We start from the raw sequence: 13,207 nt of genomic DNA, 5'->3' as shown, positions 1-13,207 counted from the left end.
ATGGCCCGAAAACGAAATGACAACCCACTTGGGTTGCCCCTGAATGTCTATGCAAAACACAGCGCGTTCTACTACGTCCACCGCTCGGGGAAATGGGAGCGGCTGGGCACCGATGTCCGCGAAGCCAAACGGAAGGCGCAGCTCTACAACGATCCCGACAACACGTTCGGCACGATGACCTACTTCCTCGATGCCTTCGTAGTGCACTGCGCACAGCGCACGCTGCTCCCACGCGAAAAAGGCGGCATGGCGCCACGGACCTACGAGGATTACAAGCGCGACATCGAACCGCTCAAGGCATATTTCGGGCGCATGCTACCCGCCGCCGTCGAAGCCAAACACATCGGCGCTTATTTAGATATGTGCGTCGAGCTGGATCGGCCGGTACGCGGCAACCGCGAGAAGGCCTGCTTGTCGGCATGCTTCTCCTGGATGATTCGGAAAGGCGAAGGGGGAATTAACGGCAACCCGTGCAAAGGCGTCCGCCGCAACAAGGAAACCAAGCGTGAGCGCTACGTTGAACACGCTGAATATCACGCAGTACGTGCCGTTGCGGTGCGCCAAGTGCAGTGCCTCATGGCGCTCATTTACCGCACACTGCAGCGCCCCGAGGACATCATCATCTGGACAGCAGCCAACCTGATTACCAAGGTCGAGCCAGACGGTTCGCGCCGCCGAATCATCCGCACCAAACAAGGAAAGACCGGCGCGACTATCGACATTGCGATCACAGCGGAGATTGATGAAATTCTCGTTGAGCTTGGGGTAACGGCCACACCGAGCCGTCATCAGATGACGCTGATTCACACCGGCAAAGGCGAGCCTTATACATACAGCGGACTTTGCTCAATGCTGACCCGATATCTCAAGAAATCCAAAGTAACAAACTTCGGCTTTTACGACCTGAAAGGCAAAGGCGCAACGGATATGTGGCTTTCGGGAATTCCGCTGGAAGTGATCCAAGTGCTGTGCGGTCACGAGTCGGTCAAGACAACCGAAATTTACGTGAAAAGCCGCTGGCGAGGGACGGTGGAGCCGAACAAAGTGGACGTAAACTGCTCTGGATTTTAGACAACTGTCTAGAATTCTGTCTAAAACGCAGAAAAGCAAAAGGGCCTAGCATCAGCTAAGCCCTTGATTTTACTGGTGGGTCGTGCGGGACTCGAACCTGCGACCAACGGATTAAAAGTCCGCTGCTCTACCAACTGAGCTAACGACCCAAGCTGTCGTTTGCACATCAGCTTAAGCAATCTTGGTGGGTCGTGAGTGGCTCGAACACTCGACCTACGGATTAAGAGTCCGCTGCTCTACCAACTGAGCTAACGACCCAAGAGAGGGCGCAATATTAGGGCCTAGCCTGCGAGGCTGTCAACACCATTTGCGCGAAAATGTACAAGAAATTGGCTTGCCAATCGGCAACATGTCACTGTCAAGTCGGCGACAGCTGGGTAAACTGCCCACACCCCACAAAGGAGCACGTTCCATGCGCATCTTGCACACCATGTTGCGCGTCGGCCATCTCGACCGCGCGATCGCTTTCTACACCGAAGTTCTGGGCATGAAACTGCTGCGCCGGCACGATTATCCAGAGGGCCGCTTTACCTTGGCTTTTGTGGGTTACGGCGAAGAGAGCAGTACAGCGGTGATCGAACTCACCCACAACTGGGATACCGATCACTACGATCTCGGCAGTGGTTACGGCCATATCGCGATCGAGACCGACAATATCTACGCCACCTGTGAAGCAGTCCGCGCCAAGGGCGGTCGTGTGACGCGTGAACCGGGGCCGATGAAGCATGGCTCGACAGTCATCGCGTTTGTAGAAGACCCGGATGGCTACAAGATCGAGTTCATCCAGAAACACGCGCAGTAACTCCCCTCTTCTCCTGCGGCGTGATTGCGTCGCTCACCGCGAGGTCCGATGAAGAAATTCCTCCCACTTCTCTTGTTGCTGCTGCCAGCATTGGCACAGGCAGCAGACTTTGATGGCGCTCAGCTCAGCTTGGCCTGGGCGCTGCCGTTTGCCGGCATTCTGCTCTCCATCGCCGTGTTTCCGCTCGTGGCGCCGAACGTCTGGCATAGCCACTACGGCAAGGTCATCGCCGCGTGGACGGTGGTGTTCCTGCTTCCGCTTGGCGCGACTTTCGGGCCGGCGCTGGCGGGGCAAGTCGTCGTACATGCGCTGCTGGCTGAGTACATTCCCTTCATCCTGCTGTTGTTTGCGCTCTATACAGCCAGCGGCGGCATTCTGCTGACAGGTACGCTACACGGCTCGGCCAAGCTGAATACCGGTCTGCTGGCGCTTGGAACGCTGCTGGCATCGATCATGGGCACCACCGGTGCGGCGATGCTGTTGATCCGGCCATTGCTGAAGGCCAATGAACACCGCAGCCATAACGTGCACGTGGTGGTGTTCTTTATCTTCCTCGTCGCCAATATCGGCGGCGGTCTGACCCCGCTGGGCGATCCGCCGCTGTTCCTTGGCTTTCTGAAGGGCGTCGATTTCTTCTGGACGCTGAAACACATGCTGCCATCGGTGCTGTTCTGCAGCGCAGTGCTGTTGGTCCTGTTCTACGTGATCGACAGTTACTTCTTCCGCCACGAAGACCTGCCGCCCCGCCCGGAGCCTCAATACGACGTGCCGCTCAAGCTCACCGGCAAGCGCAATTTCTGGCTGATTGGCGGCATCGTCGGCGCGGTGTTGCTGTCCGGCCTGTGGAAACCCGGCATCACCTTCGACATCTGGGGTACGCACGTGGGCCTGGAAAGCGTGGCGCGCGATGTATTGCTGCTGGGCATCGGCATCGTCTCCTTGTTGATCACGCCCAAGCAGGTGCGTGCCGGCAACGAATTCAACTGGGAACCGATCCTGGAAGTCGCCAAGCTGTTCGCCGGCATTTTCATCACCATCGCGCCGGCCATTGCCATCCTGCGCGCCGGGGAGGCCGGACAGCTGGCCGCGTTGGTCAAAAGCGTCAGCCACCCGGATGGCCGGCCGATGGACATCATGTATTTCTGGACCACGGGGATACTCTCCAGCTTCCTCGATAACGCACCGACCTACCTCGTGTTCTTCAACCTTGCCCACGGCGATCCGGTGCACATGATGGGGCCGCTGGCCTCGACCCTGCTGGCAATCTCGATGGGCGCGGTGTTCATGGGTGCGAACACGTATATCGGCAACGCGCCCAACTTCATGGTCAAGGCGATTGCCGAGCAACGCGGCGTGCAAATGCCGAGCTTCTTTGGCTATATGGCGTGGTCAGGAGTAATCCTGATCCCGCTGTTTGTTTTGGTGACGCTGGTGTTCTTCTAACCCGCCTGCAGCTTGGTCCCAACGAAACCGCCGGCCCTCTGGCGGTTTTTTCTTTCCCGATGCTTTATCAAAAACACATATGTACCGACTTGTTTTTTTTCAAAGCTTGCATCAGGCTGCCAGATTCTGGTGCGCAGAAAATATTCACACATCAGTAACCGATCAGACTGGCCTTGATTTGCGTCAGCACTTGCGCAAATTCGTTGTCACATACTGAAGACCAAAGCAGCACCAGCTCTACCGAGCTTCCATCGAATCGCATCCTGACAGAGGTGAAACATGGCTCAATCCAAAGCATCCCAACCGCTCTCCAAAGATCTGCTCAACAAGATGCACGCCTACTGGCGCGCCGCGAATTACCTTTCCGTCGGCCAGATTTACCTGCTGGACAACCCCCTGCTCAAGAAAGCGCTCAAACGCGAACACGTGAAGCCGCGCCTGCTGGGCCACTGGGGCACCACGCCGGGCCTGAATTTCATCTATGTGCACCTCAACCGCGCCATCAAGGAACGCCAGCAGCCGATGATCTACATCACCGGCCCTGGCCACGGCGGCCCGGGTCTGGTGGCGAACAGCTGGCTGGAAGGCACCTATACCGAGACCTACCCGAACATCGATCAGACCGCAGACGGCCTCCAAAAGCTGTTCAAGCAGTTTTCCTTCCCCGGCGGCATTCCCTCGCACGTAGCGCCGGAAACACCGGGCTCGATGCATGAAGGCGGTGAGCTGGGCTATTCGCTGTCGCATGCCTATGGCGCGGCTTTCGATCACCCAAATCAGGTCGTCGTGGCCGTGGTGGGCGATGGCGAGGCGGAAACCGGCCCGCTGGCGACCAGCTGGCACTCCAACAAATTCATCAATCCGGTGCACGACGGCAGCGTGCTGCCGATCCTGCATCTGAATGGCTACAAGATCGCCAACCCGACCGTGCTGTCCCGCCTGCCGAAGGACGAGCTGACCAAGCTGTTCGAGGGCTATGGCCACAAGGTGCATTACGTCGAAACCGGCGCGGATGTCGATGACTACGCGACGATGCACCAAGCCTTCGCCAGTACCCTCGATACCGTGCTCGACGAAATCCGCGACCTGCGCGCCAAGGCGGCAAAGGAAGAGAAGGCCGGCAAGCCGATCACCCGTCCGCATTGGCCGATGATCATCTTGCGCTCGCCCAAAGGCTGGACCGGGCCGAAGGAAATCGACGGCAAGAAGGTCGAAGGCTACTGGCGCAGCCATCAGGTGCCGTTCTCGGACATGACGCCAGACCACATCGCCGCGCTGGAAAAATGGCTGAAGAGCTACAAGCCCAAGGAATTGTTCACCGAGGACGGCGCACTCAAGCCAGAGCTGGCCGCACTCGCCCCGGCTGGCGCGCTGCGCATGAGCGCCAACCCGCTCGTGCATGGTTTGGTAAGCCGCGATCTGAAGATGCCGGACTTCCGCAAATACGCGGTCAAGCTCGACAAGCCCGGCACCGTCGTCGCCGAGGCCACCCGCGTGATGGGCAAGCTGCTGCGCGACGTGATGAAGGAAAACGACAGCGCCCAGAACTTCCGCATCTTCGGGCCGGATGAAACCGCATCCAACCGCTGGGCCGACGTGTTCGATGAATCCGGCAAGCAGTGGCAGGCGGATTACCTGCCGGAAGACAAAGAGAACGACCACCTCTCGCAGAACGGCCGCGTGATGGAAATCCTCTCCGAGCACACCTGCCAAGGCTGGCTGGAAGGCTACCTGCTGACGGGCCGCCACGGCTTCTTCAGCTGCTATGAAGCCTTCATCCACGTCATCGATTCGATGTTCAACCAGCATGCCAAGTGGCTGAAGACGACCAAGGACATCCCGTGGCGTCGCCAGATTCCGTCGCTCAACTACCTGCTCACCAGCCACGTCTGGCGGCAGGATCACAACGGCTTCTCGCACCAGGATCCCGGCTTCCTCGATCACGTGGTGAACAAGAAGGCCGAGGTGATCCGCGTCTACTTGCCGCCTGATGCCAACACGCTGCTGTCGGTCACCGACCACTGCCTGCGCAGCCGTCATTACGTCAACGTCGTCGTGGCCGGCAAACAGCCTGCGCTGCAATACCTGACCATGGATCAGGCCATCAAGCATTGCACCAAGGGCTTGGGCATCTGGGATTGGGCGAGTAACGATGAAGGTGGCGAGCCGGATGTGGTCATCGCCTGCGCCGGCGACGTGCCGACGATGGAAGCACTGGCCGCGACCGATCTGATCCGCCAGCACTTCCCGGATATCAAGATCCGCTTCGTCAACGTGATCGATCTGATGACGCTGCAATCGAAGAGCGAACACCCGCACGGGCTGGACGATCACGAATTCGATGCCGTGTTCACCACCGACAAACCGATCGTGTTCGCCTTCCACGGCTACCCGTGGTTGATCCACCGCCTCACCTACCGCCGCAACGGTCACGACAACCTGCACGTGCGCGGCTACATCGAGAACGGCACCACCTCCACGCCGTTCGACATGGTGGTGATGAATCAGGTGGACCGCTACAACCTCGCCATCGACGTCATCGACCGCGTGCCGCACCTCAAGAAGATCGGTGCCCACGTGCGCCAGAAGTTCGAGGACAAACTCATTGAGCACAAGCACTACATCAATGAGTATGGCGATGACATGCCGGAAGTGAAGAACTGGAGCTGGCCGTATTGATTTAGCCAGCTTGGTTGGCGGCTAACCCGCCGCCACCAAAGCAAAACAGCCACCCCTTGGGGTGGCTATTTTGTTTACTGCGATGACTTGTTCCAATCAGGCTCCAGCGGAAATCCCGACTGGAGCCCAATGGGCTCAACGTTGCTACGGATTGAACGCCGCCTCGACCCGGCCAATCACGTAGTCCGATATCAGGCTATGCAGCCTGGTCGTCGGGTGGATGCCGTCGGCGAACATATACGTCTGATCCGCGCCCGCTTCGGTCAAGGTATTGGCCGAGCAGAACAGCGAGCTGCCGCCAGCAGTCGGTGCGATCGCATTGATCTTGGCTGCATCGCATGCCACGGCATCAAGCGAATGCTTGAAGCCAAATGCCGGGTCTGCGCTGTGTGCCGCCACGTAATCAATGTAGGTGAAGGCATCGATATAGATGATCTTGATCGTGCTAGGCAGCGCAGCTTTCAGCTGACCCAACCCCGTTTGCAGAGCGGTATTGAACACCAGCGAGAGACTGGTTGCACCGGCCGCCCCAGTTGGATTACCAGCAAATAGTGGCGCGGAGCCCATATCGGGTACGCCAGCAACCACGATGTATTGTGCCCCCTTGGTGGCCGCCGTCTGTACGACGCCAACCAACTGGGTTGCGGCAGTGATGATGGCAGTTTGCGCGGCATTCTGCGTTTCACCGCCAGCACCCAGAATCGCCAAATGCGTGAAGATGTCGTTCGGCCCGCCCTGAATCAACACCAGCTGCTTGGCATTGAATGCGGTGTGGTTGGTCAGGTAGTTGGCCATTTGTGACGTGATTGGCAGCGTGGTCGCGCCGCCTGCATGATTGATCCCGTTCGGATCACTGACCCGCGAACCACCCTGGCCATAGGCATAACCGTTCGGGTTGGTGGTGGTTGGCACGCCGAAACCACTGGTCTCAGCCGGCACAATCGTAATGCCATAGTAGGCAGCTACATTTTCAACCCACACTTTGCCGGGATTGGTGGTGAACTTGCCACCGCCCGCCGCCTTGGCCGCCACATAGGTGCCTGCGTCGCTCAGGCTATCCCCGAACGAGACCACGCTGCTGATCGATGCCTTACTCGATATCGGCGCGGGTGTATCTGATCCACCGCCACCACCACAAGCAGCCAGCAACACGCTCAATGCACTGACCGCGACCCACTTTTGCCAGACTTGATTCTTCATTCCGGAACCTCGTTATTCGGTTATCGACGCCATGTGCCAGACCACTCTTGCCCATCTCCCGGGTCGCTTGCTTCAAGCTTGGTGCGAACGCTGCACCAAACTTTGTCAATGGCACAAAGTGAGTTGATTGTAGTGTGGAGTTTTCAGTTACACATAACGGGGGATTTCCCTAGGAATGCCGTTGGATTTCGCCCGTATGAATTTGAGCTTAAAAAACAATCGTTTTAGCCGCAACGGCCAAGCCATCGCACGATAGAATCATCCGTATTGCTTACCAGCTGCTGCCCTGTCCAGCCTTGCCGCCATGTCCAATCTCGATACCCTCACCCGCCTGCAAGCCCTTACCCGCGCCATCGCCCGTGAGGAAGTCATGCCCCGTTTCAAGCGCGTGACGGCTGGCAAGAAACTCGACGGCAGCCTGTTCACCGAAGCCGATCTGGCCTCCCAAGCCGCCCTCGCCGCGCAACTACCGCAAATCGCGCCCTACCCGGTGCTGGGCGAGGAAATGACCGTGGCCGAACAACAAGCGTTGTGGGATGCCAATCCGGATGGCCTATGGGTGGTCGACCCCATCGATGGCACCACCAATTTCGTGCACGGCCTGCCGTATTTCGCCGTTTCGGTCGCATTGATGCGCCAGGGCCGCTCGGTATTGGGCGCGGTCTATTTGCCGGTGCTGGACGAAATGTTCGCTGCGGCGGCCGGGGAAGGCGCATGGCTGAATGGCGAAAAGATCGGCCACGGCGAAGCCCCTGCCGCGTTGGCCGATACCGTTGCCGTCGTCGAACCCAAATACCTCGGTGGCCGCCTGCCAACCCGCGTGGTCTGTGTTGCGCCATTTGGCAGCCTGCGCAATTACGGCGCATCCACCATCGACTGGTGCTACCTCGCCGCCGGCCGCTTTGATCTGATGCTGCACGGCGCGCAGCGGCTGTGGGACTACGCCGCCGGCGCGCTCATCGCTCAGGAAGCCGGCTGCGCACTGGGCACCCTGCATGGCCGGGATTACTGGGGCGATACCATCTGGGCACGCTCGGCAGTCGCCGCACGCAATGAAGCGCTGTTCGAGCCCTGGTTTCATTGGGTGGAGCAGAACCGGTAAGAGTCTGTTTACGATCTTGCAAAACCGCGTATTCGAAGCGCTTCAAGGTGTTACTTCCCCCTTTTTGAAGGGGGAATAACGTTACCGCCATCACCACCCGCTTTGGCTTTTCTTCCGCATCGGCTTGGCTGGCGCCGGCGCGGCCTTCACCGCAGGCGCAGGCTCTTCCACCTTGGCCGGCAACGGCGCTACCGGTGCGCGGCCGATCATGGCGGCTTCGCGGTCGAGCTTGCCGGCGGCCGGCAGCGCGGTGGAACAGCCGATCTGCTCATCCTCCATCTTCACGTCTTTCAGCTGCTCCGGCTGCTCGCCATCTACCAGTGAATTGAGCTTCAAGGTCGGCAACAGGGTGTGCGTCTGCGCCAGCAAGCGCACCACGGCGATGCGCTGGTCGTAGTCGGCATTGACCAGCGTGCGCTTGGCATCGAACAACTCGTTTTCGCTGTCGAGCACATCGAGCAAGGTGCGCTGGCCGATATCGAACTGCTTGCGATAAGCATCGCGTGCTTTCTCGGTCGAGAGTTGATGCTGATCCATGTATTTGTACTGCTCGCGCAACCGGTTCACGTCGTTGAAGGCGATCTGCGTGGTCTGGCGCACGTCGCGGCACACCACATCGCGCTGTTCGAGCGCCTTGTTGTATTCCTCGCCGCTTTGCCGGGTCCGCGCCAGATCAGCGCCGCCGTTGTAGAGATTCCAGTTCAGCGTCAGTTGCACGATCGCATCGTGATAGCGGCCATTGATGCCATTGCGGTTGTCGTCGATGGCTTTGCTGGCCTGGAATTCGATCACCGGATAATTGTTGGCTTTCTGCGTTTCGATCTTGGCCCGCGCCGAGCGGATATTCGCAATCGCCGCCAGGAATGACGGATTGTTCTTGATCGCATTCGCCAGCAAGTCATCCGGCTTGGGCATGGATGCCTCAAGGTTCTCCGGCTCCAGCATGTCCGGCACCGGTTCGCTGCCGATGATGCGGGCGTAACGTGCCGACACATCATCCGCATTCGAGACCTCGATCAACCAGTTCGACTCCGCCAAGGCCAGACGACCGGCCGCTTGTTCCAGATCCACGCGCCGGCCCACGCCGGCCTTCACCCGCTCCTGGATCTGGTCGTGGATTTCCTTGTGCGTGGCGTAGTTATCCTGCGCCAGACTCACCAGCTTGCGGTAACGCAGCACGTCGTAATACGCCTTGGCCGCGTCACTGGCGGTCTGATCACTGACAGCCAGCGCCTCGTACAACCGGGTCTGACGGGCGTAGCCCAGGCGGCGGATTTCGCCTTCGCGGAAGAAACCGTCAAACACGGTTTCGCGCAGCTGGATACCCACGCTGGGGTGATTGAAGCTCACCGGATCGGTAATGGGTGAGCGCTGCCATTCATGCCCCACCGCCCCCTGCAGATCGACACGGGGCAAGTAACGGGCCTTGGCGGCCGCCTCCTCATGACCCGCTGCCAGATAGTCATACATCCGCGAACGCGTATCCGGCTGATGCGTCACCGCCTGCCCGACCGCCTCGTTCAGCGTCAACGCCTGAGCACTCCCTGCAACCGCCGCACCGCACAACGCCAGCAGCACGGCCTGCACGACATGCCGCGTGGTAAAGCATGTTGGTAAACGGTATGCAGTTAGATGGATATGGGTCATTGCTTCCTCCTCGATCTGACGAATGGTCAGTGATGTCATCTGCATACCGTTTAAGCAGTCTTATGCTGGAAAGAAACCTTCAAATCGCCGGTCCACCCGACGAGTGTCACTCCCGTTGGCTGACGGCGTGGAGCGGCCTTGTTACGTCCGGCTTTTGCAAATCCGGAACGCATACCGATGACGTTCAGATCTTCTCCGGCAAGCGCATACGCACTGGCAGCCCTGTTGCTGGCAGCGCTGGCATGGCCGGTCAGGTCCGAGGTTGATCAGGACAAACTGCTGCAGACGATTACCCAGCGCTTCGGCGCGGGCAGCGCCCAAGCCCTGCAAGGATGGCAAACGCTGGTGGCGGCGGGCAAAACGTGGGCAGAAGCCGACAAGCTCAAGCGCGTCAACGAATACATCAATCGCCGCATCACCTTCGATACCAACCTGGCGGTCTGGGGCAAGGATGATTACTGGGCGACACCGATGGAAACGCTGGGCAAGAATGCGGCCGATTGCAAAGGCTTCACCCTGATCAAGTTCTTCACGCTCAAGGAAATGGGCGTGCCCGAGGAAAAAATGCGGCTGACTTATGTGCGGGCCAAGCTGGGCGGCGCGGATAGCAATGTCACGCAAGCGCATATGGTGCTGGCCTATTACCCGACGCCGGATGCCGAACCGCTGGTGCTGGACAACCTGCTGACCGAAATCCGCCCCGCATCGCGCCGGCCCGATCTGCTGCCGGTATTCAGCTTCAACACCGCTGGTGTCTATACCGGCACCAACCAGGCCACCGCCTCGATCGACCGGCTCTCACGCTGGAAAGACCTGCTGGAGCGCGCACGCGCCGAGGGCTTCAAGTTCTGACCCGTGTCCTGATCCGTGCACGGATCGGGGCACATGAAGGAGAGGAAAACCAATGTCACTCTTCCGCCAACTCTGGTTGATGACCGTGATCGCCACCTTGCTGGCTTTCCTCGGCTGTTTCCTCATCAGCATGTACACCGCGCGCCACTATCTGGAACAGCAGCTCTACACGCAAAGCAACGACAACGCCGCCTCGCTCGCGCTCTCGATGTCGCAGCAGACCAAGGACCGCGCCGTGGTCGAGCTGGAAGTCTCCGCGCTGTTCGATACCGGCCACTTCGCGCTGGTGCGCTATGCCGATGTGCACGGCAAAACCGTCGTCGACCGTGAAAACACCCAAGCGCCGGAGAACGTACCGGGCTGGTTCATGCGCGCCTTCCCGATCGAAATCGCCACCGGCCACGCGCTGGTCACCGATGGCTGGAAACAGGCCGGCAGCGTGTCAGTGATTGCCCACTCCAAGTTCGCCTATCAATCGCTGTGGCACAACGCGCTCGCGCTCGCCGCCTGGATCGTGGCCGGCGGCATAACGGGCGGACTGTTGCTGCAACTGGTGCTGGGCTGGATCAAGCGGCCGATGATGCAGATGGTCAGTCAGGCCGAAGCCATCTCGGAGCGGCGATTCTTCACCCTGCCCGAGCCGCGCATCCTCGAACTCAAACCCGTGGTACGCGCAATGAACACCATGGTCGACCGCGTGAAGACCATGTTCGCCGAGCAATCTGCCCGCATCGACGCCCTGCGCAGCGAAGCCAGCCGCGATGCGCTCACCCAGCTGCCCAACCGCGGCTTCTTCATGGGCCGGCTGGCCCAGGCGCTGGAGGAAGAAGAAGCCGCGCCCAACGGCCTGCTGCTGCTGCTGCGGCTTAAAGACCTCGGCGGCATCAACCAGCGACTCGGGCGCGAAGGCACCGACCGGCTGCTGCAAATGATCGCCGGCCACCTCACCACCATGGCCAGCCACGAAACCGATTGGCTGGCCGCCCGCATGAACGGGCCGGACTACGCGCTGCTGATGCCCAACAAGACACTGGCGGACGCCCCGGCAGTGGGCCAAGCCCTACAGGGCCGCCTGGCCGATTTGCGCCAAAGCGGCCATGTCGACACCAACGACTTCGCCGCGCTGGGTATCGCCAGCTACCAGAAAGGCGACAAGATCGGCGCCCTGCTCTCGCGCTGCGACAGCGCACTGGCACAAGCAGAAGGCAGCAACGAGAACGGCGTCGGCATCCTCGGCGGCGACAGCGTGCAAAGCATGCCGGCGCAAGACTGGCAGCAACTGCTGCGCGACAGCCTCGCCAACAATCGCTTCGAACTCGCGAGCTTCCCGGCGCTGGATGCCAAGCAGCAACTCCTGCACCACGAAGTGGTACTGCGCCTGCGCCGGCCGGACAGCAACGAACTCCTCACCGCCGGGGCATTCATGCCCTACGTGAGCCGCTTCAACCTCGCCGGCCAGGTGGATCTGGCCGCCGTCCGGCTCGCCTTCGAGGCGCTCACCAAGACCGAGCACGCCCTCGCCGTCAACCTCTCGCCCGGCTCGCTCGGCGATGCCGTCTTCGTCAGCGGCCTGCTCGCCCTGCTGGAAAAGAACCGCGCCAACGCCAGCCGGCTGTGGCTCGAAGTCAACGAATTCGGCTTCCGCGACCAACTGGAAACGCTGGCCGCCTTCACCCTGCGCGTCCACCCGTTCGGCTGCAAACTCGGCATCGAACACTTCGGCCGCTACTTCGGCAGCCTGCCGCAGCTGTACGAACTGCAGCTCGACTACCTGAAAATCGACGGCAGCTTCATCCAGGACATCGACCAGAACAAGGGCAACCAGGACCTCGTGAAAGCCATCGCCGGCATCGCCAGCGGCCACGGCCTGCAAGTGATCGCCGAGCGGGTGCAAACCGAAGCGGAATGGGTCACGCTCAACGGATTGGGGGTGACGGGGTATACAGGGCCGGCGGCGAAATGGCCGGGGTGAGGGGACGTTGAAACAGCGCTCATAGGATGTGGGTTGAGCACAAAGCGATACCCATGCTGCTTTCGTACGTGTGGCCGATGGGTATCGCTACGCTCGACCCATCCTTGTATCTTGCTTCCCGTGATGGTTAGCTCCCATCACACGAGGCAGCGGCAGCTTGGACCCACCCTGAAGGCCTGGACCTTGCGACGTAGATCAAGCCCGCTGCCTCACCTTCCTCGCCAATTAGACACTGAACGGTAGCCAAGGGCGCGACCCTGTATGCACAAGGCAAGTGGGCGACGTGGCACTTTCTTCATCTTCTCGATCTTTTCTCATCATGCACTTTCTCGGTATCGACGTTTCCAAAGCCAAACTCGACTGCTGCCTGCTCGTTGACGTAGCAGCCGGCAAACGCAAGACCAAAGTCATCGACAACACCAAGGCCGGCATCGCGGGC

Annotated in this window: 9 protein-coding genes and 2 tRNA genes; 7 read left to right on the top strand and 4 right to left on the bottom strand. The window is 59.9% G+C overall.

Annotated features, from left to right (window positions below; translation table 11 throughout):
* Positions 1-1,071 (top strand): tyrosine-type recombinase/integrase, encoded by a 1,071-nt coding sequence (locus BR41_RS19770; RefSeq protein WP_035060571.1) that lies wholly within the window; start codon positions 1-3, stop codon positions 1,069-1,071.
* A 73-nt stretch (positions 1,072-1,144) separates the two neighbouring features.
* On the opposite strand, the gene BR41_RS19765 is transcribed toward BR41_RS19770, so the two are convergent.
* Positions 1,145-1,220, bottom strand: a tRNA-Lys gene (locus tag BR41_RS19765).
* 33 nt (positions 1,221-1,253) lie between these two features.
* Positions 1,254-1,329: transfer RNA gene (locus BR41_RS19760), tRNA-Lys, on the bottom strand.
* Between the two features lie 154 nt (positions 1,330-1,483).
* Between BR41_RS19760 and gloA the strand changes: the two genes are divergently transcribed.
* The 3 genes from gloA to BR41_RS19745 all read left to right on the top strand — a co-directional run bounded on the left by gloA (position 1,484) and on the right by BR41_RS19745 (position 5,995).
* The gene (gene gloA / locus BR41_RS19755; RefSeq protein WP_035060569.1) at positions 1,484-1,873 is read left to right on the top strand and encodes a lactoylglutathione lyase; all 390 of its coding nucleotides are present in this window, start codon (positions 1,484-1,486) and stop codon (positions 1,871-1,873) included.
* A gap of 48 nt (positions 1,874-1,921) precedes the next feature.
* The gene (locus BR41_RS19750) at positions 1,922-3,316 is read left to right on the top strand and encodes a sodium:proton antiporter (protein WP_035060560.1); all 1,395 of its coding nucleotides are present in this window, start codon (positions 1,922-1,924) and stop codon (positions 3,314-3,316) included.
* Between the two features lie 279 nt (positions 3,317-3,595).
* Positions 3,596-5,995, top strand: coding sequence for a phosphoketolase family protein (locus BR41_RS19745; protein ID WP_035060557.1), 2,400 nt, complete (start codon positions 3,596-3,598; stop codon positions 5,993-5,995).
* Positions 5,996-6,139: 144 nt separating this feature from the next.
* On the opposite strand, the gene BR41_RS19740 is transcribed toward BR41_RS19745, so the two are convergent.
* A complete protein-coding gene (locus BR41_RS19740; protein WP_051711428.1) occupies positions 6,140-7,195 on the bottom strand; it encodes an SGNH/GDSL hydrolase family protein in 1,056 nt (351 codons plus the stop codon).
* Between the two features lie 304 nt (positions 7,196-7,499).
* Between BR41_RS19740 and BR41_RS19735 the strand changes: the two genes are divergently transcribed.
* Positions 7,500-8,297: an inositol monophosphatase family protein gene (locus BR41_RS19735; RefSeq protein ID WP_051711426.1), complete on the top strand. Its 798-nt coding sequence runs from the start codon at positions 7,500-7,502 to the stop codon at positions 8,295-8,297.
* Between the two features lie 90 nt (positions 8,298-8,387).
* On the opposite strand, the gene BR41_RS19730 is transcribed toward BR41_RS19735, so the two are convergent.
* Complete coding sequence (locus BR41_RS19730; RefSeq protein WP_169741336.1) at positions 8,388-9,944, bottom strand: TolC family outer membrane protein; 1,557 nt, start codon at positions 9,942-9,944, stop codon at positions 8,388-8,390.
* Between the two features lie 177 nt (positions 9,945-10,121).
* On the opposite strand from BR41_RS19730, the gene BR41_RS19725 reads away from it, so the two are divergent.
* Together BR41_RS19725 and BR41_RS19720 are read left to right on the top strand one after the other, a co-directional pair.
* On the top strand, positions 10,122-10,796 hold the full coding sequence (locus BR41_RS19725) for a transglutaminase-like cysteine peptidase (RefSeq protein WP_051711421.1): 675 nt from the start codon (positions 10,122-10,124) through the stop codon (positions 10,794-10,796).
* Positions 10,797-10,848: 52 nt separating this feature from the next.
* Positions 10,849-12,768 (top strand): bifunctional diguanylate cyclase/phosphodiesterase, encoded by a 1,920-nt coding sequence (locus tag BR41_RS19720; RefSeq protein WP_035060554.1) that lies wholly within the window; start codon positions 10,849-10,851, stop codon positions 12,766-12,768.
* Positions 12,769-13,207 lie beyond the last annotated feature (439 nt).

The sequence above is a fragment of the Andreprevotia chitinilytica DSM 18519 genome (genome assembly GCF_000711875.1).
GTDB classification, from domain to species: domain Bacteria; phylum Pseudomonadota; class Gammaproteobacteria; order Burkholderiales; family Chitinibacteraceae; genus Andreprevotia; species Andreprevotia chitinilytica.
Note: the sequence above shows the minus strand (reverse complement) of the source record. Positions and strands in the feature narration are given on the sequence as shown.

Coding starts and splice junctions, on each gene's coding strand:
- BR41_RS19770 (WP_035060571.1), top strand. CDS start 1: ATGGCCCGAAAACGAAATGACAACCCACTTGGGTTGCCCCTGAATGTC.
- gloA (WP_035060569.1), top strand. CDS start 1,484: ATGCGCATCTTGCACACCATGTTGCGCGTCGGCCATCTCGACCGCGCG.
- BR41_RS19750 (WP_035060560.1), top strand. CDS start 1,922: ATGAAGAAATTCCTCCCACTTCTCTTGTTGCTGCTGCCAGCATTGGCA.
- BR41_RS19745 (WP_035060557.1), top strand. CDS start 3,596: ATGGCTCAATCCAAAGCATCCCAACCGCTCTCCAAAGATCTGCTCAAC.
- BR41_RS19740 (WP_051711428.1), bottom strand. CDS start 7,195: ATGAAGAATCAAGTCTGGCAAAAGTGGGTCGCGGTCAGTGCATTGAGC.
- BR41_RS19735 (WP_051711426.1), top strand. CDS start 7,500: ATGTCCAATCTCGATACCCTCACCCGCCTGCAAGCCCTTACCCGCGCC.
- BR41_RS19730 (WP_169741336.1), bottom strand. CDS start 9,944: ATGACCCATATCCATCTAACTGCATACCGTTTACCAACATGCTTTACC.
- BR41_RS19725 (WP_051711421.1), top strand. CDS start 10,122: ATGACGTTCAGATCTTCTCCGGCAAGCGCATACGCACTGGCAGCCCTG.
- BR41_RS19720 (WP_035060554.1), top strand. CDS start 10,849: ATGTCACTCTTCCGCCAACTCTGGTTGATGACCGTGATCGCCACCTTG.